This is a genomic window from Citrobacter sp. RHBSTW-00887 (assembly GCF_013728095.1).
GTDB classification, from domain to species: Bacteria; Pseudomonadota; Gammaproteobacteria; order Enterobacterales; family Enterobacteriaceae; genus Citrobacter; species Citrobacter braakii.
Genome location: NZ_CP056267.1, coordinates 2,757,548 through 2,778,350 on the forward strand (window position 1 = coordinate 2,757,548; position 20,803 = coordinate 2,778,350).

Here is a 20,803-nt window from a genome sequence, read left to right on the forward strand (position 1 = left end):
AGAATTAAGGCCGGTGCCCCCATCGGAGGCACCCACTCCATCAGAGGCGGTTTTTCCAGACGGTCTGTACATTACAAAACTCATGCAGACCAAAGTGTGAAAGCTCGCGGCCAAAACCACTTTTCTTCACGCCGCCAAAAGCAACGCAGGCATCGCTGGCGCTGTAACCATTGATAAATACGCCCCCACACTCCAGGCGTGACGCCATCTTCTGCGCCAGAGCTTCATCCGCGGTGAACACCGTGGCTGATAAGCCGAAATCACTGTCATTAGCCAGCGCTAAAGCATGTTCCGCATTCTTTGCAACGGTAATCGCTGCAACCGGGCCAAACAGCTCCTGACGAAAAGCCGTCATCTCCGGGGTGACATCCCCCAGAACCGTCACGGCATAGTAATTGCCCTGACCCGCGATTTTTTCCCCGCCGAGAAGTAACCGCGCGCCTTCGGCAAGGGAGGCTTCGACCTGCTGATGCAGCTCATCGCGCAGATCAAATCTTGCCATCGGACCCAGATCGTTTTCTTCGTTCAGCGGGTCGCCCATTTTGAGCGCGCTCGCGGCCGCCACAAAACGAGCCGTAAATTCTGCCGCAATTCCTTCTTCGATAATAAAGCGCTTTGCTGCCGCACAAACCTGTCCGGTGTTCTGATAACGACCGGCGACCGCCGCCTTAACGGCCAGATCGAGGTCAGCATCATTAAGGACAATAAACGGATCGGAACCCCCCAGTTCAAGCACGCATTTTTTCAGCGCCGCCCCCGCCTGAGCACCAATCGCCGCACCAGCTCGAACGCTGCCCGTCACCGTTACCGCCGCGATACGCGGGTCATTGATCATCTGACTTACCCCGGCGTTATCGGCATTCACCCAACCGTAAACACCCGCGGGAACGCCCGCATCAGCAAAAACCTGCGCGATAATCGCAGCACAGCCGGTTACGTTTGGCGCATGCTTTAACAGATAGCCATTTCCGGCCAGCAGAATTGGAATGGCGCCGCGAAGTACCTGCCAGAGCGGGAAGTTCCACGGCATGATCGCCAGAATAGTTCCAACGGGGCGATACTCAATCACCGCCTGGTTGTTCTCCACCAGCGTAGGTTCCGGGTTGAGCATCGCCGGTCCATGTTCGGCGTACCAGTCACACAATGCGGCTGATTTGGCAACTTCACCACGCGCCTGCTTGATGGGTTTCCCCATTTCACGTGAGATACACTGCGCCATCTCTTCGGCGCGATGACGCAGAGCCTGCCCGATATGACGCAGCGTTTGCGCACGCTGCTCAACGGCAGTGTGTTTCCATTCACTGTAGCCATTCGCGGCAAGGCTCAGCGCATGTGCAATCTCTTCAGTACTGGCCCACGGCATTGCCGCCAACCTTTCACCGTTGGTAGGGTTAACGGAAATCGCATGTGTTGCTGCTGTGATAGTCATAAGTGCCTCTCTTTATCGCAGGGTATGGTCATATCATGCGCATATTTACTCTTTCTGAAAAATGAATAATATTAACCACACCATTCACGAAAAGAGAACATTATGGATCTGACGCAACTGGAAATGTTCAACGCCGTCGCGGAGACAGGCAGTATTACGCAGGCCGCCGCGAAGGTGCATCGCGTGCCATCCAATCTCACCACCCGTATTCGCCAGCTTGAAGCCGACCTTGGCGTCGATCTGTTTATTCGTGAAAATCAGCGTTTGCGGCTTTCCCCGTCCGGGCACAATTTTTTACGCTACAGCCAGCGGATCCTCGCCCTGGTTGACGAGGCGAGAATGGTCGTCGCCGGCGATGAACCGCAGGGGTTGTTCTCTCTTGGCTCGCTCGAAAGTACTGCCGCTGTGCGGATCCCCGCCACGCTGGCTGAATATAATCAGCGTTACCCCAAAATTCAGTTTGCGCTGGCGACAGGTCCTTCAGGCACGATGCTGGACGGCGTGCTCGACGGGACGCTGAACGCCGCCTTTGTCGACGGCCCAATTACTCATCCAGGTCTTGAAGGAATGCCGGTCTACCGTGAAGAGATGATGATAGTCACTCCGCACGGTCATCCCCCTATCCAGCGGGCCAGCGACGTTAACGGTTGCAGCATTTACGCCTTTCGCGCCAACTGTTCCTATCGTCGCCATTTTGAAAGCTGGTTTCATGCCGATCGCGCAATGCCCGGCACCATTCATGAAATGGAGTCGTATCACGGCATGCTGGCTTGCGTCATTGCCGGTGCGGGTATCGCGCTGATCCCGCGTTCGATGCTGGAGAGCATGCCAGGACACCATCAGGTCCACGCCTGGCCGCTAAGCGAAAACTGGCGTTGGCTGAATACGTGGCTGGTCTGGCGCAGAGGGGCAATGACGAGGCAACTGGAAGCGTTTATTGAGGTATTGAACCCTCAGTTGTCGAAAAGCACGGAATAATTCGCGATTCTCAAACAACGCCATAAATAGCGTTCCGGGTGAATTCGCACGCCCGGAATTTCATTAATAATGAAACAGTTAAAATTACGCGAAATGTTCGGCAGTCAATTTTGCCACCCAGTCAATGAAATGGGATCTGCATCACGAAATGATTGTATTTTAGCCAGTAAAAGTTTTAAGATCGTGGCCTTACCTTTTCGCAGCTAATCCACCTAATTGATATGACAACAGACACTGTTTCCCGCAAGGTCGCGTGGCTTCGGGTAGTTACGCTTGCCATTGCCGGTTTTATTTTCAATACCACCGAGTTTGTCCCTGTCGGTTTGTTATCCGACATCGCACAAAGTTTTAATATGCAGACCGCTCAGGTCGGGATCATGCTGACGATCTACGCCTGGGTTGTCGCCCTGATGTCGCTGCCTTTCATGCTGCTTACCAGCCAGGTAGAACGCCGCAAACTTCTGATCTGCCTGTTTGTCGTTTTTATCGCCAGCCACGTTCTCTCTTTCCTGGCATGGAATTTTACCGTGCTGGTGATCAGCCGTATTGGTATTGCTTTTGCCCACGCGATTTTCTGGTCGATCACCGCATCGCTGGCGATTCGCCTGGCTCCTGCCGGGAAACGCGCGCAGGCTCTCAGCCTGATTGCGACCGGTACCGCGCTGGCGATGGTGTTAGGCCTGCCTATCGGGCGCATCGTTGGCCAGTATTTTGGCTGGCGTACTACCTTCTTCGCCATCGGTATGGGAGCGTTAGTCACCCTACTTTGCTTGATTAAGCTCCTGCCAAAATTACCCAGTGAGCATTCCGGTTCATTAAAAAGCCTGCCGGTTTTATTCCGCCGTCCGGCATTGATGAGCCTGTATCTGCTGACGGTGATTGTGGTCACCGCGCATTACACGGCCTACAGCTATATCGAACCGTTTGTACAGACCGTCGCCGGGCTGAGCGCAAACTTTGCCACCGTGCTGCTGCTGGTTCTGGGTGGCGCAGGTATTGTCGGTAGCGTCATTTTTGGCAAGCTGGGTAATCAACATGCTTCCGTATTGATTAGTAGCGCCATTGCCCTGCTGACGGTGTGCCTGGTGCTGTTACTGCCCGCAGCGGACAGCGAAATGCATCTGGCCGTCCTGAGTATATTCTGGGGCATCGCCATTATGTTGATAGGCCTGGGTATGCAGGTGAAAGTGCTGGCGCTGGCCCCGGATGCCACCGACGTCGCAATGGCCCTTTTCTCAGGTATCTTTAATATTGGGATAGGCGCTGGCGCGCTGGTGGGAAATCAGGTGAGTCTGCACTGGTCAATGTCTACGATTGGTTACGTAGGTGCAGTGCCTGCGGTTGTGGCGTTCATATGGTCGGTGATTATCTTCCGTAAATGGCCAGTATCACTGGAAGAGCAGCCTCAGCATTCATAAAAGCGTGCCCGGTAGACAATACCGGGCACGTTGTTTTAAGCGTAAGTTTTAATGATTTCCAGCACGCCGTTAATAATAAACTGCACGCCCATACATACCAGCAGGAAGCCCATCAGTCGGGAGATCGCCTCAATACCGCCTTTGCCGACCAGGCGCATAATCCCGCCAGAACTGCGCAAACAGCCCCACAGGATAACCCCGACCACCGCAAAAATAATCGGCGGTGCGACCATTATCACCCAGTCAGGAAACTCAGCCCCATGACGCACGGTGGACGCCGAGCTGATGATCATTGCAATCGTACCCGGACCCGCGGTGCTTGGCATGGCCAGCGGAACAAATGCAATATTGGCAGTCGGTTCATCTTCCAGTTCTTCTGATTTGCTTCTCGCTTCCGGAGAGTCATGTGCCTTCTGCTGTGGAAACAACATTCGAAAGCCGATAAACGCAACGATTAACCCACCCGCGATACGTAACCCGGGAATCGAAATCCCGAAGGTATTCATCACCAGTTGTCCGGCATAATACGCCACCATCATGATGGCAAACACGTAAACGGACGCCATGAGTGACTGACGGTTACGCTCTGCGCTGTTCATGTTGCCGGCAAGGCCGAGGAACAACGCCACGGTGGTTAACGGGTTTGCCAACGGTAACAGGACTACCAGCCCCAGTCCTATTGCTTTAAACAAGTCCATCATAATGTCATCTTTCCTGTGCGTTAATCGTCAACGGCAAGTATACGGTGAAATCCGGGAGATAAGCCATTTTCGCGGTGTAAGGATTCATTTTTCATCCGCACGTATAAACCATAATTTTCAAACCGTTAAAATTCCACTCGCCAGATATTGAGTCCGATGATTTAGCAAAACGTGGCATTTGCTGACCCATTCATTTGACTTATATTTGCCTAAGCAATAATATCAGCCGTGACTAACTACTTGCCAGGGCAACCATTGTGAAAAGCACCAGTGATCTGTTTAACGAAATCATCCCACTGGGTCGTTTGATCTACATGGTTAATCAGAAAAAAGATCGTTTGCTAAACGACTATCTGTCACCGCTGGATATCACGGCATCGCAGTTCAAGGTGCTCTGCTCCATCCGTTGCGCGGTGTGTATTACCCCTGTCGAATTGAAAAAAGTGCTGTCTGTCGATCTCGGCGCCCTGACGCGGATGCTGGACAGGCTGGCCTGTAAAGGCTGGATAGAAAGGCTTCCGAATCCACATGACAAGCGAGGCGTGCTGGTGAAACTCACCGAGCATGGCGCGGCAATTTGCGAGCAGTGTCATCAATTAGTAGGGCAAGACCTGCACCAGGAACTAACAAAAAACTTAACGGCGGATGAAGTGACCACGCTTGAGCATTTGCTGAAGAAAATCCTGCCGTAAACAGAAAGAGGTATGACGATGTCCAGACGCAATACTGACACAATCACTATTCATAGCATTTTGGACTGGATCGAAAATAACCTTGAATCGCCGCTCTCGCTGGAAAAGGTGTCAGAGCGTTCAGGTTACTCCAAATGGCACCTGCAACGGATGTTTAAAAAAGAAACCGGTCATTCACTGGGCCAATACATCCGTAGCCGTAAAATGACTGAAATAGCGCAAAAATTAAAAGAGAGTAACGAGCCGATCCTTTATCTGGCGGAGCGTTACGGTTTTGAGTCCCAGCAAACGCTGACCCGGACATTCAAAAACTATTTTGATGTTCCGCCGCATAAATACCGTATGACGAATATGCACGGCGAATCACGCTATTTGCTGCCACTCAATCAATGTAATTGCTAATCGCCAGTTAACGACGTAACCGAGGAAATCATGAAACTTCTGTCTTATGCGATGCTGGCCCTGCTGTATGTTGTTTCGGGCCAGAGCATGGCGGAACAGACCGCGCAGCCTGCCACACAAAACAGTCGTGACGCGATGATTATGCCGCCTGCGCACGATCGGTCCCCGTTCGATTTTAATCATATGGGTGCAGGCAGCGACAAATCCGACGAATTAGGTGTGCCTTATTACAATATGCGCAACCTGTAATTTTTTTGCCCCGTCACTGCGGGGCTTTTTTTTTACCCTCTCGCCTGCGCAGTCTTACGCAACCGAAAGCCAAACACATTGATGTACAATCCAGCCATGATCAGCAGCGCACCGAGCAGTTGTAATCCGGTAAGCGTTTCATCCAGCAGAACGGCCGCGCTCGCCAGTCCAACAACCGGCACCAACAGCGACAACGGCGCGACACGCCAGGTTTCATAACGCCCGAGTAAAGAACCCCAGATGCCATAACCCACAATGGTCGCCACAAACGCCAGATAAACCAGTGACAGAATGGTGGTCATATCAATCGTCACCAGACTTTGGATAATTTGCGTTGGGCCATCGAGAAGTATTGAGGCGAGGAAGAATGGGACAACAGGAATCAACGCACTCCATACCACCAACGACATCACCGCCGGGCGTGACGTATGCTGCATGATTTTTTTATTAAAGATATTACCGCTGGCCCAGCTTAGTGCCGCCGCCAGCGTCAGCATAAAACCGAGCATGCCGACATGCTGTCCGTTCAGACTGGCCTCAATCAGCACCAGCACGCCAAATATGGCCAGCGCGATTCCTACCCGTTGTTTACCTTGCAGACGTTCACCAAAGGCGAATGCCCCCAGAATGATGGTGAAAAACGCCTGAGCCTGTAATACCAGAGAAGCTAACCCGGCAGGCATACCGAATTTGATGGCGCTAAAGAGAAACGCGAACTGCCCAAAACTGATGGTCAGCCCATAGCCGAGCAGCAGTGAAAGCGGAATTTTCGGCCGGGCAACAAAGAAAATCGCCGGAAATGCCACCAGTAAAAAACGCAACCCAGCCAGCATTAAGGGTGGCATATTGTGGAGCCCCACTTTGATGACGACAAAGTTCAGCCCCCAAACCACAACGACCAGTAAAGCTAATAACCCGTCTTTACGCGACATACCACCGCCCCTGCGAATATTAAATTTTTGTAAACAAATTAAAGTAACGGAAATCGTTGTGCCGTAACAGATCATTAATTCAGGTAGGCCACACAGGGCATTTTCGGACAACTTATTGAGTGTACATCACACTTTTAGCATGCTATTTGTTTCTGATATCTAAAAAAAACATAACAACATGCATTGTCGGGCAGGAAAATGAATATCTCTCTGAGAAGGTCCACTCTCGCGTTACTCGCGTCATCATTGTTATTAACGATTGGGCGTGGCGCCACGCTGCCCTTTATGACGATCTACCTCAGCCGACAGTACAATCTGAGCGTCGACCTGATCGGTTATGCGATGACGGTTGCACTGACCATTGGCGTCGTGTTCAGCCTTGGCTTTGGTATTCTGGCCGACAAGTTTGATAAAAAACGCTATATGCTGCTGGCTATCTGCGGCTTTGCCTCTGGCTTTATTGCTATTCCACTGGTGCATAACGTAGTGGTAGTGGTTTTGCTCTTTGCCCTGATCAACTGCGCCTACTCCGTCTTCGCCACGGTGCTGAAAGCCTGGTTTGCCGATAATCTCTCGGCGACCAACAAAACCAAAATTTTCTCGCTTAACTATACCGTGCTGAACATCGGCTGGACCGTAGGCCCACCGCTGGGTACGCTACTGGTGATGCAAAGCATTAACCTGCCGTTCTGGCTCGCTGCTGCATGTTCAGCACTCCCTCTGGTATTTATCCAGACCTGGGTAAAACGTTCACCAGCAGCATCAGAAGGTTTGAACGCCGCAGTTTGGTCCCCCTCGGTACTGCTGCGCGACAGAGCATTATTCTGGTTTACGCTGTCAGCATTTTTGGCGTCATTCGTTGGTGGTGCCTTTGCGTCCTGTATTTCGCAATACGTTATGGTGGTTGCAGACGGCGATTTTGCCGAGAAAGTGGTGGCAGTCGTCCTGCCTGTTAACGCCGCCATTGTGGTATCACTGCAATATGCCCTCGGGCGCAGGCTCACCGCCACCAATATCCGCCCGCTAATGACTGTAGGCACGCTGTTCTTTGTGGTCGGTCTGGTTGGCTTCACCTTCTCCGGCAACAACCTGGTGTTATGGGGCATTTCTGCGGCCTTTTTCACTATCGGTGAGGTCATTTACGCGCCGGGTGAATACATGCTCATCGACAACATCGCGCCTGCAGGAATGAAAGCCAGCTATTTTTCCGCCCAGTCGTTAGGCTGGTTGGGCGCAGCGGTAAACCCATTAGTCAGCGGCGTCATTTTAACCACATTGCCGCCGTGGTCGCTGTTTGTGGCGCTGATGGTGGCGATCGTTCTTGCCTGGGCGCTAATGATAAAAGGCATGCGCGCCAAACCCTGGGGCCAGACGGCGGTCTGCTAATGATGATCGCGACAGAGCCAAAGCCGCTCTGTCGCGAATCTCAAATGGCGACCAGCCCTCGAACGCCTTCGGATTCCATATTTTTACCGTCACCGCTTTGAATAATGCTGCCTCGCGACATGAGTAAGTATTTGTCGGCCAGTTGCTGCGCAAAATCATAGAACTGCTCTACCAGCAAAATGGCCATGTCACCCCGGTGCGCCAGTTGAGAAATCACCTGCCCAATTTCTTTAATCACCGACGGCTGGATCCCCTCCGTGGGCTCATCGAGGATCAACAACTGCGGGCGACTGGCCAGCGCTCGCCCAATCGCCAGTTGCTGCTGTTGCCCGCCGGACAAATCTCCACCCCGCCGATGTTTCATCTCCTGTAGAACCGGAAAGAGCGCATAGATATCATCCGGCACACGTCTGGCCTCCTGTGCTGAAAAACGGGAAAGGCCGAGCAGCAGGTTCTCTTCTACCGTCAGACGCGGGAAAATATCGCGACCCTGTGGTACATACGCCACACCGGCCCTGACCCGCTGATGCGGCTTCCAGTGAGTGACATTTTTCTCCTGCCAGAACACACTCCCACTGCGGGCAGGAATAAGCCCCATCAGGCACTTCAGAAGCGTCGTTTTCCCCACGCCGTTACGCCCCAGCAGACATGTCACCTCGCCGATACGCGCCTCAAAGTTCACACTTCGCAGAATATGGCTGCCACCATAATATTGATTCAGTTCTTTCACCTGCAGCATCTGTGCTCCTTAACGCCCGAGATAAACTTCAATAACCTGCTCGTTGGCCTGCACTTCGCGCAGACTTCCCTGAGCCAGAACGCGTCCCTGGTGTAAGACCGTGACGCGATCGGCAATGGTTTCGACAAATCCCATATCGTGCTCAACAACCATCAGCGAGTGCTTCCCGGCAAGCTTACGAAATAGCTCCGCAGTGTATTCCGTCTCCGCATCCGTCATGCCCGCCGCGGGTTCATCCAGCAGCAGTAAATGCGGCTCCTGTACCAACAGCATGCCAATTTCGAGAAACTGTTTTTGCCCGTGAGAAAGCAGCCCGGCGCGGCGGGCCCGCTCGTTGCCCAGCCGCAACAGCGCCAGTATTTCATCTATACGATCCCGTTGTTCGCAGGTGAGGCGCGCCCGTAAAGAGCACCAGACAGATTTATCGCTTTTCAGCGCCAGCTCCAGATTTTCCTCCACCGTTAACGCTTCAAATACCGTGGGTTTCTGAAACTTCCGCCCAATTCCCTGACGTGCAATGGCGATGGGGTCCAGCGTTGTTAAATCGGTCGACTGATCGTATATCGCCCGACCACTTTGCGGCCTGGTTTTGCCGGTAATAACATCCATTAGCGTCGTTTTTCCGGCACCGTTGGGACCAATGATGCAACGCAGCTCCCCAACGCCAATATTGAGCGTGAGATCCGTTAACGCCTGGAAGCCATCGAAGTTAACGTTAATTTTTTCCAACTGGAGCACCGGGTCCGTTTGGTTGCGAAACCGATCGCCTGGCATCTGGCGAGTAAAAAGCCCTTCATCTGGCTGCATTATTTGTCTCCCTTGCGAAACAGCCCCATCACACCACGAGGTAAAAACAACGTAACGCCAATAAAGATCAGGCCAAGAAACAGTTGCCAGTATTCCGGCATAATGACGGTAAACAGGCTTTTAGCGCCGTTCACCAGTACGGCGCCAAATACCGGGCCAATCAGGGTTACACGCCCGCCGAGGGCAACCCAAATCGCCGCTTCTATCGAGTTGGTCGGCGACATTTCGCTGGGGTTAATGATTCCCACCTGCGGAACATACAACGCCCCCGCCAGGCCGCACAGCACGGCAGAAAGCGTCCACACCAGCAGCTTGAAACCTTTCGGATCGTAACCACAGAACATCAGTCGGTTCTCGGCGTCGCGCACGGCAGTGAGAATTCGACCAAACTTACTGCGGGCCAGCGCCAGTCCCAGCCATATTGCCAGCACCAGCAGCATGACCGTCGCCAGAAACAGTGCGATACGGGTTGAGGTCGCGGTCACCGGAAATCCCAGAATGGTGGTAAAACCGGTAAAACCGTTATTTCCCCCAAAGCCGGTTTCGTTGCGGAAAAACAGCAACATCCCGGCGAAAGTCAGGGCCTGAGTCATGATGGAGAAATAGACCCCTTTGATTTTTGAACGGAAGGCAAACCAGCCAAATACCAGCGCCAGCAGACCCGGCACCAGCACAACCAGCAACATCGCCCAGATAAAATGTTGCGTTCCCCACCAAAACCAGGGCAGCTCGGTCCACGACAGAAACGACATAAAGGCCGGTAATCCTTCGCCGGAAGCCTGGCGCATCAGATACATTCCCATCGCATATCCCCCCAGCGCAAAGAAAATACCGTGGCCCAGCGAGAGCATTCCCGCATAGCCCCACACCAGATCCAGTGCCACCGCCACAATGGCATAGCAGAGAATTTTCCCGGCCAGAGTCAATGTCCACACCGATATGGCCAGCGGATGATCCGCAGGTAACAGCGCCAGAAACGGCAGAATAATCAGCGCCAGCAGTAAACCCAGCCCCAGGATGCGTGTCGCGCGCGGCGCTTTACGCGCCAGCGTTAATGTCATTGGCATCGTCATCAGTCAATAACCCTCCCTTTCAACGCGAACAGCCCCTGAGGACGTTTCTGAATAAACAAAATAATCAGCACCAGAATCATAATCTTACCGAGAACCGCTCCCACCTGAGGCTCAAGAATTTTGTTGAAGATCCCAAGTCCAAAAGCAGCGGCTACACTCCCCGCGAGTTGTCCCACGCCGCCCAGCACCACCACCAGAAACGAATCGATAATGTAGCTTTGCCCCAGCTCCGGTCCTACGTTGCCTAACTGCGAGAGTGCTACACCCCCCAGTCCGGCAATCCCTGAACCAAGACCAAAAGCCAGCATATCCACTCGCCCGGTAGGTACGCCGCAGCAGGCCGCCATATTGCGATTTTGCGTCACCGCACGTACGCGCAGTCCGAGACGGGTTTTATTCAACAACAGCCAGGTGAAGAACAGCACCAGAATGGCAAAGCCAAGCACCACAATTCGGTTCCACGGCAAAATCAGATTGGCATAAACCTGAATGCCCCCGGAAAGCCATTCCGGATTAGCGACTTCAAGGTTTTGCGCGCCGAAGGACATACGCACTAACTGGATAAGCATCAGACTGATCCCCCACGTTGCCAGCAGGGTTTCGAGCGGACGCCCGTATAAATGGCGGATCACTCCGCGCTCGAGTAGCATTCCAACCCCAGCGGTAAGCAAAAAGGCGACCGGAAGCGCAATAACCGGATACCAGGCCAACCATTGCGGGAAAAACTGGCCCATCAGCTGTTGCACCATCCAGGTACCGTAAGCGCCGAGCATTAACATCTCACCATGCGCCATATTAATGACGCCAAGTAAGCCGTAGGTTATCGCCAGACCCAATGCCGCCAGCAGCAAAATGGAGCCCAGCGACAATCCCATAAATGCCTGTCCAAGAAGATCGCCAACCTTCATGCGATGCGCGATGGCATTCAGGCTTTCGTCAGCGGCAGCACGAACGCGGGCATCAGGTTCATGTTCAGCATGGGTGAATGGCTGCAGGCGCGCCTGGGTTTCAGGATCGTTCGACGCCCCTAGCAGTTCGATTGCCTGACGTCTGATCTCAGGCGAAGTACTGGTCAGTTGCAGGTTTGCCAGTGCAATAGCCAGTAAAGATTTCACGCCAGCATCGGGCTCCTGGGCCAGTCGTTGCTGCAAAAACGGCAGCATCCCCGGCTGGGCCTCACGCTGTAATGTACGCGCTGCCCCGCTCCTTTGCGTGACACTGTCACTTAAGAGCTGGTGGACGGCCAAGGTTCCGGCAACCAGATTACGCAGGCGGTTAGTCAGGCGGATTTTTTTTAGCTCCCCGTTCGGGCCTGCCGCCGTTCCTAGCGGTTGTACGTGCGAGCCGTTCATGATGAACGCGTTTTTCGCGTTATCTGTCAGCAGGTTCTCATCACTCAGCGCTTTGAGCACCGGCAAGCGTTGAACATCGGGTTTTACCGACCATTGTTCTAGCAAGGCGGCCTGCTGAGTCCGGTTGGCGGCGGTAAAGGTATCGGCATCTGCGGCCTGCGCTATCCACGGCAAAAGCCACGTCAGCAACAACACACCACGAATAAAGCGCATGGCTTTCATGAGCATTCTCCAAAGCGTTGCCCTCCCGCAGGAGGGCGTAAGATCAGTTGCTGGCGGTTTTAACGGGCTGTTCAGATTTTTTATCATTACCGGCGATATACGGACTCCACGGCTGGGCGCGAACCGGCGCTTCGGTTTGCCATACCACGTTAAACTGGCCGTTGCCTTCAATCTCGCCAATCATGACGGGTTTATGCAGGTGATGGTTGGTCGCATCCATGGTCAGGGTAAATCCTGATGGTGCCGCGAATGATTGTCCTGCCATAGCCGCCCGGACTTTATCCACATCGGTAGTTCCGGCTTTTTCTACTGCCTGCGCCCACATATGCAGGCCAACATAAGTGGCTTCCATAGGGTCGTTGGTCACCACCGAATCAGCATTCGGCAGCTTATGTGCTTTGGCATACGCCCGGTAATCCGCGACGAACTTCTTGTTGGCCGCATTATCTACGGACTCAAAGTAGTTCCACGCAGCCAGGTTGCCCACCAGCGGTTTAGTATCGATACCGCGCAACTCCTCCTCACCCACAGAGAATGCCACCACCGGAACATCCGTGGCTTTCAGGCCCTGGTTCGCTAACTCTTTATAGAATGGAACGTTAGAATCCCCGTTGATGGTCGATACCACCGCCGTTTTTCCCCCTGCGGCGAATTTTTTAATACTGGCAACAATGGTCTGGTAATCGCTGTGTCCGAATGGGGTATACACTTCTTCGATGTCTTTATCGGCCACGCCTTTCGAATGCAAAAAGGCGCGTAAAATTTTGTTAGTCGTACGCGGATAGACATAGTCCGTACCCAGCAGGTAGAAGCGCTTAGCGCTGCCGCCGTCCTCACTCATCAGATACTCAACCGCCGGGATCGCCTGCTGATTAGGCGCAGCGCCGGTATAGAAGACGTTAGGCGACATCTCCTCACCTTCATATTGCACCGGGTAAAACAGCAGACCGTTCAATTCTTCAAATACCGGTAAAACCGATTTACGCGAAACCGATGTCCAGCAGCCGAAAACCGCCGCTACCTTGTCCTGGCTCAGTAACTGACGTGCTTTTTCAGCAAATAACGGCCAGTTCGAAGCCGGGTCAACCACCACCGGTTCCAGCTTTTTGCCCAATACACCGCCCTGCGCATTGATTTCATTAATAGTCATCAACGCCACATCTTTCAGCGGCGTTTCGGAAATAGCCATGGTGCCGGATAACGAATGCATGATGCCAACCTTAATAGTGTCGGCCGCCTGAACGCTAAAACTCATTCCCATTGCGACAACAGAGGCGGAAAGCGCAAAAGCTTTTAAAAATGTACGACGCTGCATAGTTTCACTCCTGAAATTAGTCTTGTTGAAAGCTCCGGTGCAGCCGGGCAGACAAAACGGTGCAAATTAAGGGTATTCAGAAGTGATAAGGCAAAAACGATGCCAGATATTAAAACATCATATAAAATCAATAAATTAGAATTTTAGGCACAAAAATCAGTATTAATTTTTGCCGCCAGAAGGATTAATCGCGTGAAACATTGAACCACAATGAGACAACTCTGCATTATAAACGTGCAACAATCTGTGTCTGTAACACACGGTCATAATGGCGTGCCCCGGTATAAAAACATGGTTATTTGTTCGCAGATAACCGTGCCTTGTCACTATTATTTATTTTTCCCGACGTAATCACGTCAAAATTTTACTTTTCCGCCGAAATAATCACACAGTTCAGCCTTTGTTTAAGATTGAATTGCTACTATAGTCATAAGCGAGGTGAACTTAAGGTAAGAGAGGAAACTCACAAATAAAGGAGCATTTACTATGCTGGGTAATATGAATATTTTTATGGCTGTTCTGGGAATTATTTTATTTTCCGGTTTCCTGGCCGCGTATTTTAGCCACAGATGGGATGATTGATGAACGGAGATAGTCCTGAACCGACCCGGCCCCTTGCTGCGTAGCTGCACAAGGGGCCATTTTTTTACCTGAATTCCCCTCCCGGCACCTTTTCCCTGATGTACAGATAAAAAAAACCGCCGGATAAACCAGCGGTAAATGCTTGCATGGATAGATTTGTGTTTTGCTTTTATACGCTACCTGGCAATTCCCTGCGAAGATAACGGATAGTTGGCTAATCTATCATCGACAACCCCAATGAACGTTAAACGAAACGTAACTACCTTCTATAAGACATGTTGGGCGCTAATGAGATTCTTGCAAACCGTACAGTAATCCATGTCATCGCAATGGTTATAAAATGAGCTATTTATTGCTTCATAGTGTATGGTAAGCACCCCATCACAAGGACAATCAATATGTCGATACTCAAAGATATTAAGATGCGTACTTTACGACCAGTGAAAAGTACCTGTCCTCACTGCTGCCGCCAGTCAATGCACAGCCTGTCGAGAATAAAAAACAACATAACGTTAGTCTGCCCCAACTGCGGCAATACCTACCTTCCTTCCCAAAGCAAACCAGTCAAGTAACGTAAGAACAGGAAAACAATGCCGACCTTTCACCAGCAGCACTCCCTACCCGAGCGTCTCTATGAGATGCAAGGCATCAATACCCAACAACGATTCATTTTGCTGAAGAAAAAATCCAGCTAACAACCGGGCACCACGCCCGGTTCAATTTTCTGGCTGACCTGTCTTAAGCGCTCAAGCCACGATGTTCCAGCATGGGTTCCATGCGCGGTTCACGCCCGCTCCACTGGCGATAAAGTTCAGTTAAATCAGTGCTGTTTCCGCGGGACAAAATTGCTTCGCGGAATTTCTGTCCGTTTTCACGGGTTAATCCGCCCTGCTCTACGAACCACTGATAGCCGTCATCGGCCAACATTTGCGTCCACAGATAGGCATAATAACCTGCGGCATAACCGCCACCGAAGATATGGGCAAAATAACTGCTGCGATAACGCGGCGGCACGGCCTTGAGATCCAAACCTTCCGCCGCCAGCGCCTGCTGTTCAAATTGATCGACCGGATGAGATGACTCGCTCAACTCCAGAGAGTGCCAGCGCATATCCAGCAATGCAGCGCTGAGCAGTTCGGTCATGTCGTAACCTTTGTTAAACAGACTGGCTCGCTGCATTTTATCCCGCAATGCCTGCGGTATTTGCTCCCCGGTATCAACATGTCGGGCAAAACGGGCAAAGACCTGAGGATGGCTCGCCCAGTGTTCATTGATCTGTGAAGGAAACTCGACAAAATCACGCGGAGTGTTGGTCCCAGAAAGCGTGGCATAACGCTGAGTGGCGAACAGACCGTGCAATGTATGTCCAAATTCATGAAATAGCGTAATAACATCATCCCACAGCAGCAATGCAGGCTGATCCTGCGCAGGTTTTTGATAATTACAGACGTTGTAAATAACCGGTCTGGTTTCGTTAAGCAGCGATTGCTCGACAAAATTGCCCATCCAGGCTCCGCCGCTTTTTGATTCCCGGGCAAAGAAATCACCGTAAAATAGCGCCAACCCTACGCCATCATGATCGAATATTTCCCATACCCGAACATCCGGGTGATAAACCGGAATATCGAATCGTTCAACGAATTTGATGCCAAAGAGTTGATTGGCCGTCCAGAAAACGCCCTCGTTCAGCACCGAATCCAGGGCAAAGTAAGGTTTGAGCTGTGCCTCATCAAGGTCATATTTCTCACGACGGACCTGCTCGGCATAAAACGACCAGTCCCAGGCCTCGGCGCTAAACGACTCGTGTTCTTGAAAGATAACGTTCTGGATTTCAGCCTGCTCATCCAACGCCCGCGCCCGCGCGGCTGGAACAATAGATCGCATAAATGTCAGTGCCGCTTCCGGCGTTTTTGCCATCTGGTCGGCAATTTTCCAGGCTGCGTAATTGGCAAAACCAAGCAGTTGCGCCTGCTGCATCCGGATTGCTACCAGTCGCTGAATAATAGCTCGCGTGTCGTTGCCATCATCATTTTCAGCCCGCGTCCATGCGCGGGTGAACAGTTTTTCGCGGGTCTGACGATCGCGTAAAACCGCAAGCGCCGGTTGCTGTGTTGTGTTTAATAGCGGGATAACCCAACGCGCTTCAAGCCCTTTCGTCCTTGCAGCTTCGGCAGCAACGGCAATTTCTTCTGTGCTCAGCCCCTCCAGCTGCCGGATATCATCCACCACCATAGCACCTGACGTGTTTGCTGCCAGCAACCGTTGATTGAACTGGCTGGTCAGCGTGGCTGACTCCGTATTGAGCGCTTTAAGTTTGGCTTTATCGGTCTCGTTCAGACGGGCGCCGGCCAGTACAAAACGCTGATACACAACCTCCAGCAGACGTATTGATTCGCTATCCAGACTTAACGTACCACGCCTCTGCCAGACGGCTTCGACACGGGCGAAAAGCGCGCCATTGAGATAAATATCATTGGCAAGGTTCGCCAGCTCTGCGGAAAACTCTTCGTCAAGGCGCTGTAGTTCATCGTTGGTGTGCGCCGCCGTCATCGCGAAGAAAACGCTGGTCACACGCGTGAGCAGCACTCCGCTTTGTTCAAGCGCCAGCAACGTATTAGCAAAATCAGGAACCTGTGAGTTTTGCACAATAGCGTCGATCTCGGCGCGTTTTTGCCGCACGCCTTCATCAAACGCTGGACGATAATGCTGCACGTCGATCTGATCAAACTGCGGCGCCTGATACGGCAATGTGCTGTGGTGTAAAAATGGATTCGTTAACGACATCTTTCACTCCTGAAAACGATTTGTTTACCAGAGTAGACTTCCCGGGAATCGACCGCAATCGCGTTAAGCAGGAATAGCTCTGAACGGAAATGACGTGCTATGGTAGTACTACATAAAAAGCGTTGAGGAACAGTGAGATGATCGTTTTAGTAACCGGAGCAACCGCAGGTTTTGGTGAGTGCATTACGCGTCGTTTTATTGAGAATGGGCATAAAGTTATTGCCACCGGACGCCGCCAGGAGCGCCTGCAGGAACTCAAAGATGAGCTGGGTGACCGCCTCTATACCGCGCAACTGGACGTACGTAATCGTGCATCAATTGAAGAGATGCTGAACGCCTTACCCGCTGAATGGCGCGATATTGATGTTCTGGTCAACAACGCGGGTCTGGCGCTGGGCCTTGAGCCAGCCCACAAGGCCAGCGTTGAAGACTGGGAAAATATGATCGACACCAACAACAAAGGTCTGGTTTATATGACCCGTGCAGTTCTGCCAGGCATGGTTGAGCGCAACCGCGGTCATATTATCAATATCGGTTCTACCGCGGGCAGTTGGCCATACGCTGGCGGGAACGTCTACGGTGCGACCAAAGCGTTTGTTCGCCAGTTTAGCCTGAATTTACGTACTGACTTACACGGCACTGCGATTCGCGTTACCGACATTGAACCGGGTCTGGTTGGCGGTACGGAATTCTCTAACGTACGTTTCAAAGGCGATGACGCTAAAGCTGAAAAAGCCTACGAAAATACCACTGCGCTGACCCCGCAAGATGTTACAGAAGCGGTATGGTGGGTGGCGTCCTTACCCGCTCATGTCAACATTAACACCCTTGAAATGATGCCTGTCACACAGTCTTTTGCCGGACTGAGTATTCATCGGAGCTAATTTCTCTGCCCGGCCTTACGCCGGGTATAGATAGCCTGAAATAAGTGATAAGATCTCCGGGTTAACTCTCTAAAAAGTAAGAATGAATGACCGTAGAAACGCAGCTCAACCCTACACAACCGGTAAATCAACAGATTTACCGTATTCTTCGTCGTGATATCGTGCACTGTCTGATTGCACCCGGTACGCCGCTGTCGGAAAAAGAGGTTTCCGTACGCTTTAATGTGTCACGCCAGCCGGTACGAGAAGCATTCATCAAACTGGCAGAGAACGGTCTGATTCAGATCCGCCCGCAGCGTGGCAGCTACGTAAACAAAATTTCGCTGTCGCAGGTGCAAAACGGCTGTTTTGTTCGCCAGGCAATTGAATGTGCCGTGGTCCGCCGCGCCGCATCACTGATCACCGACAAACAGTGCTATCAGCTCGAACAAAATCTGCATCAGCAGCGCATTGCGATTGATCGAAAACAAATCAATGATTTCTTCCAGCTTGATGACGAATTTCATCAGAAACTGGCTTTAATCGCCGAGTGCCAGCTCGCCTGGGACACCGTTGAGAATATTAAGGCCACGATTGACCGCGTTCGCTATATGAGCCTGGATCATATCTCTCCGCCTGAAATGCTGCTGCGTCAGCATCACGATATTTTTACCGCACTTGAGAAACATGATGGCGATGCCGTAGAGCGCGCAATGATGCTGCATCTCCAGGAAATTGGTGAGTCCGTTCAGCTAATCCGTCAGGAAAATAGCGACTGGTTCAGCGAAGATTAATATTACGCTCACCTCACACCGAGGTGAGTTTCTCCTGCTTTCCCCTCTCCCGCACATCTGCATAAAAAAAGCTGTGATTTTGATCGAAAACAAAAAAAATCATTAACGAGAAGCGTATTTATATTGCGCCCGTTACGTGGGACTAGAGCCCACGGGCTTTGACGGTAAGTTGGAAAGGAGAAAACACCATGAAAACATACGATCGTAACCGTAACGCAATCACCACTGGCAGCCGCGTCATGATTAGCGACACCGGACTTACAGGCCGCATTACAGCGATAGATACCGATGGCCTGACCGCTGAGCAAATTCGCCGCGGGAAAACAGTGGAAATCGAAGGGTGTGAAGGTAAATATGCCCCCCTCGAACTGATTCGTTTGGGCATGAACTAATTGGTGTGAATGCCAGAAAACAATGCGCCATCTGGCCCGTTTATAGCCAGATGGCGACTTAAATGATGTTCTCGTTACTTCAGTTTTGCAGCATACTTCGCAACGGTTGCCTTCGCCCCTTCAGCCAGTAAAGCAAGATAGGCTTGTGTGACCTGGTTCTTGAACAATTCTACCTGCGGCAGTTCACGACCAAAAATAGCATCGATCGCCAGCAGCGCCTGGACACGATCTTCGCCCTCGTTACTGCTATGCACCGCTTTGTGGATCACCGGTAACAGCGGATCGCTGATTTCAATCGCCTGACCCTGATCATCCACACCGCCGACGTAACGCATCCAGCCAGCCACGCCCAGCGCCAGCAGTTCAAAGTGGCTACCGTGCACAATGTGCCAGCGAATGGAGTCCAGCATACGCTGCGGCAGTTTTTGACTGCCGTCCATCGCGATCTGCCAGGTGCGATGACGCAGTGCCGGGTTGCTGTAGCGCTCAATTAACAGATCGGCATAGTGCGGAAGATCCACACCTTTCACTTTTAACGTGGGCGCTTGTTCCTGCAACATTAGCGCGCGCGCGGCGAGGCGATAATTTTCATCGCCCATGCAATCGTTAATGTGCTGATATCCCGCCAGATACCCCAGATAAGCAAGGAAAGAGTGGCTGCCGTTGAGCATACGCAGTTTCATCTCTTCAAACGGAATGACATCAGCAACCAGCTCCGCTCCCGCCTTCTCCCATTCAGGGCGGCCAGCGACAAAGTTATCTTCTATAACCCACTGACGGAACGGTTCACATGCCACGCCTGCCGGGTCGCGTACGCCGGTAATGTGTTCAATTTTGTCCAGCGTATCCTGGGTAACTGCAGGGACAATGCGGTCAACCATTGTCGACGGGAATGTGACATGTCGTTCGATCCACGCAGCCAGTTCCGCATCCACCGCCCGGGCATACGCGGTGACAACATTGCGCATCACATGACCGTTTTCCGGCATATTGTCGCAGGACATCACGGTAAAAGCGGGTAACCCCGCAGCTTTGCGGCGTGCAAGCGCCTCAACCACAACGCCTGGCGCAGTTTTTGGCTGTTTTGGGTTTTGTAGATCGGCGGCAATCATCGGGTTGTCTAACATCAATTGACCGGTCGCCGGAGAATGGCAATACCCTTTCTCGGTAATGGTCAGGGAAACAATCGCAACCTGCGGTTCACTCATCGCAGCCAGTACGCTTTCCAGACCATCAACCTGCGCATGCAGCGCATTTTTAACCACGCCCACGACTCTTGCAGTCCAAGCATCCGCAGACATTTCTGCAACGGTATACAGGTTATCTTGCTGTTTCAGATCGGCAATCTGCTGCTCGCCGCCAATCAGGTTCACTTCGCAATAGCCCCAGTCACTGCCGTGATCCGCAGAGAGAATGTCAGCGTAAACCCCCTGATGTGCGCGGTGAAATGCGCCAATCCCCAGATGAACAATACGCGGGACCAGTTTTGTACGATCGTAGTCGGGAAGTGCAGCCTTTGCCGTTAAGAGCTTGTTTTGCATGGTATGACCTACTTATCAATGAAATCAGGATTGATTCAGAGTAACGCCTGTATGGTTGTATGTTTTGATTTGCATTAAGCTTTTAATGATTGGTATGACATCACTTAAAGCTGTGTACCAGCATAAACGGAGAACGAACGCCTCCGTTCATG

General features: G+C 52.0%; 21 protein-coding genes. 11 read left to right on the forward strand and 10 right to left on the reverse strand.

Annotation, left to right across the window (positions count from 1 at the left end; translation table 11 throughout):
* Positions 1-40: 40 nt before the first annotated feature.
* Positions 41-1,429 (reverse strand): succinate-semialdehyde dehydrogenase, encoded by a 1,389-nt coding sequence (gene sad, locus HV314_RS13120; protein ID WP_181545779.1) that lies wholly within the window; start codon positions 1,427-1,429, stop codon positions 41-43.
* 102 nt (positions 1,430-1,531) lie between these two features.
* On the opposite strand from sad, the gene ptrR reads away from it, so the two are divergent.
* Both ptrR and HV314_RS13130 read left to right on the forward strand, forming a co-directional pair.
* Positions 1,532-2,407, forward strand: coding sequence for a putrescine utilization regulator PtrR (gene ptrR / locus HV314_RS13125; RefSeq protein WP_016153075.1), 876 nt, complete (start codon positions 1,532-1,534; stop codon positions 2,405-2,407).
* 221 nt (positions 2,408-2,628) lie between these two features.
* Positions 2,629-3,825, forward strand: a complete 1,197-nt coding sequence (locus HV314_RS13130) for a sugar transporter (protein WP_019076778.1) — start codon at positions 2,629-2,631, stop codon at positions 3,823-3,825.
* Between the two features lie 35 nt (positions 3,826-3,860).
* Here HV314_RS13130 and HV314_RS13135 read toward each other — a convergent pair whose 3' ends face one another.
* Complete coding sequence (locus tag HV314_RS13135) at positions 3,861-4,526, reverse strand: MarC family NAAT transporter (protein ID WP_016153073.1); 666 nt, start codon at positions 4,524-4,526, stop codon at positions 3,861-3,863.
* A gap of 257 nt (positions 4,527-4,783) precedes the next feature.
* Here HV314_RS13135 and marR point away from each other — a divergent pair, with 257 nt between their 5' ends.
* Genes marR through marB form a run of 3 tightly spaced genes read left to right on the forward strand, consistent with a single transcriptional unit; the run spans position 4,784 to position 5,869 of the window.
* Positions 4,784-5,218: a multiple antibiotic resistance transcriptional regulator MarR gene (gene marR, locus HV314_RS13140; protein WP_016156485.1), complete on the forward strand. Its 435-nt coding sequence runs from the start codon at positions 4,784-4,786 to the stop codon at positions 5,216-5,218.
* An 18-nt stretch (positions 5,219-5,236) separates the two neighbouring features.
* Complete coding sequence (gene marA, locus HV314_RS13145) at positions 5,237-5,620, forward strand: MDR efflux pump AcrAB transcriptional activator MarA (protein WP_003032424.1); 384 nt, start codon at positions 5,237-5,239, stop codon at positions 5,618-5,620.
* A gap of 30 nt (positions 5,621-5,650) precedes the next feature.
* Positions 5,651-5,869 (forward strand): multiple antibiotic resistance protein MarB, encoded by a 219-nt coding sequence (gene marB / locus HV314_RS13150; RefSeq protein WP_016153071.1) that lies wholly within the window; start codon positions 5,651-5,653, stop codon positions 5,867-5,869.
* Positions 5,870-5,901: 32 nt separating this feature from the next.
* Here marB and eamA read toward each other — a convergent pair whose 3' ends face one another.
* On the reverse strand, positions 5,902-6,801 hold the full coding sequence (gene eamA, locus HV314_RS13155) for an O-acetylserine/cysteine exporter (protein ID WP_019076776.1): 900 nt from the start codon (positions 6,799-6,801) through the stop codon (positions 5,902-5,904).
* Positions 6,802-6,999: 198 nt separating this feature from the next.
* Here eamA and ydeE point away from each other — a divergent pair, with 198 nt between their 5' ends.
* Positions 7,000-8,187: an efflux MFS transporter YdeE gene (gene ydeE, locus HV314_RS13160; RefSeq protein ID WP_047359042.1), complete on the forward strand. Its 1,188-nt coding sequence runs from the start codon at positions 7,000-7,002 to the stop codon at positions 8,185-8,187.
* A 40-nt stretch (positions 8,188-8,227) separates the two neighbouring features.
* On the opposite strand, the gene urtE is transcribed toward ydeE, so the two are convergent.
* The 5 genes from urtE to urtA are packed head-to-tail and all read right to left on the reverse strand — an operon-like array spanning position 8,228 to position 13,695.
* A complete protein-coding gene (urtE, locus tag HV314_RS13165; RefSeq protein ID WP_046276386.1) occupies positions 8,228-8,926 on the reverse strand; it encodes an urea ABC transporter ATP-binding subunit UrtE in 699 nt (232 codons plus the stop codon).
* Between the two features lie 9 nt (positions 8,927-8,935).
* A complete protein-coding gene (gene urtD / locus HV314_RS13170; RefSeq protein WP_046276387.1) occupies positions 8,936-9,733 on the reverse strand; it encodes an urea ABC transporter ATP-binding protein UrtD in 798 nt (265 codons plus the stop codon).
* The gene (gene urtC, locus HV314_RS13175) at positions 9,733-10,806 is read right to left on the reverse strand and encodes an urea ABC transporter permease subunit UrtC (RefSeq protein ID WP_181545781.1); all 1,074 of its coding nucleotides are present in this window, start codon (positions 10,804-10,806) and stop codon (positions 9,733-9,735) included. Before urtC ends, urtD begins: the two co-directional genes overlap by 1 nt.
* Positions 10,806-12,380, reverse strand: coding sequence for an urea ABC transporter permease subunit UrtB (urtB, locus tag HV314_RS13180; RefSeq protein ID WP_047359039.1), 1,575 nt, complete (start codon positions 12,378-12,380; stop codon positions 10,806-10,808). Before urtB ends, urtC begins: the two co-directional genes overlap by 1 nt.
* Before the next feature lie 43 nt (positions 12,381-12,423).
* On the reverse strand, positions 12,424-13,695 hold the full coding sequence (gene urtA, locus HV314_RS13185) for an urea ABC transporter substrate-binding protein (RefSeq protein WP_016156478.1): 1,272 nt from the start codon (positions 13,693-13,695) through the stop codon (positions 12,424-12,426).
* A gap of 486 nt (positions 13,696-14,181) precedes the next feature.
* Between urtA and mgtS the strand changes: the two genes are divergently transcribed.
* Positions 14,182-14,277: a protein MgtS gene (mgtS, locus tag HV314_RS13190; RefSeq protein ID WP_003032406.1), complete on the forward strand. Its 96-nt coding sequence runs from the start codon at positions 14,182-14,184 to the stop codon at positions 14,275-14,277.
* A gap of 398 nt (positions 14,278-14,675) precedes the next feature.
* Complete coding sequence (locus tag HV314_RS27610) at positions 14,676-14,849, forward strand: YnfU family zinc-binding protein (RefSeq protein ID WP_213083734.1); 174 nt, start codon at positions 14,676-14,678, stop codon at positions 14,847-14,849.
* Between the two features lie 166 nt (positions 14,850-15,015).
* On the opposite strand, the gene dcp is transcribed toward HV314_RS27610, so the two are convergent.
* Positions 15,016-17,061: a peptidyl-dipeptidase Dcp gene (gene dcp / locus HV314_RS13195; protein ID WP_181545783.1), complete on the reverse strand. Its 2,046-nt coding sequence runs from the start codon at positions 17,059-17,061 to the stop codon at positions 15,016-15,018.
* 137 nt (positions 17,062-17,198) lie between these two features.
* Here dcp and ydfG point away from each other — a divergent pair, with 137 nt between their 5' ends.
* From ydfG to ydfZ, 3 genes are all read left to right on the forward strand, one after another.
* Positions 17,199-17,945 carry a bifunctional NADP-dependent 3-hydroxy acid dehydrogenase/3-hydroxypropionate dehydrogenase YdfG gene (gene ydfG / locus HV314_RS13200; protein WP_016153061.1) on the forward strand — a complete coding sequence of 249 codons (747 nt, stop codon included), beginning with the start codon at positions 17,199-17,201 and terminating at the stop codon, positions 17,943-17,945.
* 86 nt (positions 17,946-18,031) lie between these two features.
* A complete protein-coding gene (locus tag HV314_RS13205; RefSeq protein ID WP_016153060.1) occupies positions 18,032-18,718 on the forward strand; it encodes a GntR family transcriptional regulator in 687 nt (228 codons plus the stop codon).
* A gap of 188 nt (positions 18,719-18,906) precedes the next feature.
* Positions 18,907-19,110, forward strand: coding sequence for a putative selenium delivery protein YdfZ (gene ydfZ, locus HV314_RS13210; protein ID WP_003032393.1), 204 nt, complete (start codon positions 18,907-18,909; stop codon positions 19,108-19,110).
* Between the two features lie 74 nt (positions 19,111-19,184).
* On the opposite strand, the gene HV314_RS13215 is transcribed toward ydfZ, so the two are convergent.
* Positions 19,185-20,651: a mannitol dehydrogenase family protein gene (locus HV314_RS13215; protein ID WP_181545785.1), complete on the reverse strand. Its 1,467-nt coding sequence runs from the start codon at positions 20,649-20,651 to the stop codon at positions 19,185-19,187.
* Positions 20,652-20,803: the final 152 nt, after the last annotated feature.

Excerpts from the sequence above, each read along its gene's own strand:
- ptrR (WP_016153075.1), top strand. The coding sequence starts at position 1,532 with ATGGATCTGACGCAACTGGAAATGTTCAACGCCGTCGCGGAGACAGGC.
- urtA (WP_016156478.1), bottom strand. The coding sequence starts at position 13,695 with ATGCAGCGTCGTACATTTTTAAAAGCTTTTGCGCTTTCCGCCTCTGTT.
- ydfG (WP_016153061.1), top strand. The coding sequence starts at position 17,199 with ATGATCGTTTTAGTAACCGGAGCAACCGCAGGTTTTGGTGAGTGCATT.
- mgtS (WP_003032406.1), top strand. The coding sequence starts at position 14,182 with ATGCTGGGTAATATGAATATTTTTATGGCTGTTCTGGGAATTATTTTA.
- ydeE (WP_047359042.1), top strand. The coding sequence starts at position 7,000 with ATGAATATCTCTCTGAGAAGGTCCACTCTCGCGTTACTCGCGTCATCA.
- HV314_RS13215 (WP_181545785.1), bottom strand. The coding sequence starts at position 20,651 with ATGCAAAACAAGCTCTTAACGGCAAAGGCTGCACTTCCCGACTACGAT.
- urtE (WP_046276386.1), bottom strand. The coding sequence starts at position 8,926 with ATGCTGCAGGTGAAAGAACTGAATCAATATTATGGTGGCAGCCATATT.
- HV314_RS13130 (WP_019076778.1), top strand. The coding sequence starts at position 2,629 with ATGACAACAGACACTGTTTCCCGCAAGGTCGCGTGGCTTCGGGTAGTT.
- HV314_RS13205 (WP_016153060.1), top strand. The coding sequence starts at position 18,032 with ATGACCGTAGAAACGCAGCTCAACCCTACACAACCGGTAAATCAACAG.
- HV314_RS13135 (WP_016153073.1), bottom strand. The coding sequence starts at position 4,526 with ATGATGGACTTGTTTAAAGCAATAGGACTGGGGCTGGTAGTCCTGTTA.
- marA (WP_003032424.1), top strand. The coding sequence starts at position 5,237 with ATGTCCAGACGCAATACTGACACAATCACTATTCATAGCATTTTGGAC.
- eamA (WP_019076776.1), bottom strand. The coding sequence starts at position 6,801 with ATGTCGCGTAAAGACGGGTTATTAGCTTTACTGGTCGTTGTGGTTTGG.
- ydfZ (WP_003032393.1), top strand. The coding sequence starts at position 18,907 with ATGAAAACATACGATCGTAACCGTAACGCAATCACCACTGGCAGCCGC.
- urtB (WP_047359039.1), bottom strand. The coding sequence starts at position 12,380 with ATGAAAGCCATGCGCTTTATTCGTGGTGTGTTGTTGCTGACGTGGCTT.
- dcp (WP_181545783.1), bottom strand. The coding sequence starts at position 17,061 with ATGTCGTTAACGAATCCATTTTTACACCACAGCACATTGCCGTATCAG.
- marB (WP_016153071.1), top strand. The coding sequence starts at position 5,651 with ATGAAACTTCTGTCTTATGCGATGCTGGCCCTGCTGTATGTTGTTTCG.
- HV314_RS27610 (WP_213083734.1), top strand. The coding sequence starts at position 14,676 with ATGTCGATACTCAAAGATATTAAGATGCGTACTTTACGACCAGTGAAA.
- sad (WP_181545779.1), bottom strand. The coding sequence starts at position 1,429 with ATGACTATCACAGCAGCAACACATGCGATTTCCGTTAACCCTACCAAC.
- urtC (WP_181545781.1), bottom strand. The coding sequence starts at position 10,806 with ATGACGATGCCAATGACATTAACGCTGGCGCGTAAAGCGCCGCGCGCG.
- urtD (WP_046276387.1), bottom strand. The coding sequence starts at position 9,733 with ATGCAGCCAGATGAAGGGCTTTTTACTCGCCAGATGCCAGGCGATCGG.